Below are 454 nucleotides of genomic sequence, written 5' to 3'. Positions count from 1 at the left end.
ATACTGAAAGGATACGATATGAAAATAAATTTCTGATTAACTTTGGAGAGATTTTATTTCCACATTTGACTTTGTCCTTACGGAAAGGTGTACATTTGGAGCAAGGAGGTGATCGCTTGCTATCGATCGGAGAATTTTCAAAGATATGCAAAGTATCAACAAAAACACTGCGATACTATGATGAAATCTGACTCATCCACCCAGAAGACATTAATCCTAAAAATGGATATCGGAGGGTCTATCCGCAAAGTCCGAGAATTTCTTATACGCAGCCTTCTCCAAGGAGAACGACATTGAGAAGGCTACCGCTTATATCAATCTTTCACAAAACATAATTCAGGGGTATTTAATCTATTTATTCACACAACAAAATCACCACAAAGCCTTTTTCTCTTCTTCCTGCTCGATAAACAGATGATTTTCAGGACGGCCCAAATCAGAAAAAAGCGCCAAA

General features: G+C 37.7%; 1 pseudogene. It reads left to right on the top strand.

The features are described from left to right. Positions 1 to 116 precede the first annotated feature (116 nt). Positions 117 to 188 (top strand): annotated as a pseudogene (locus RVS70_RS22375) (MerR family DNA-binding transcriptional regulator); the annotation flags it as partial. Positions 189 to 454 lie beyond the last annotated feature (266 nt).

It is taken from the genome of Virgibacillus sp. M23, assembly GCF_034190895.1.
Taxonomy (GTDB): domain Bacteria; phylum Bacillota; class Bacilli; order Bacillales; family Amphibacillaceae; genus Virgibacillus; species Virgibacillus salarius.
This window is presented reverse-complemented; position numbering and strand designations above follow the sequence as displayed.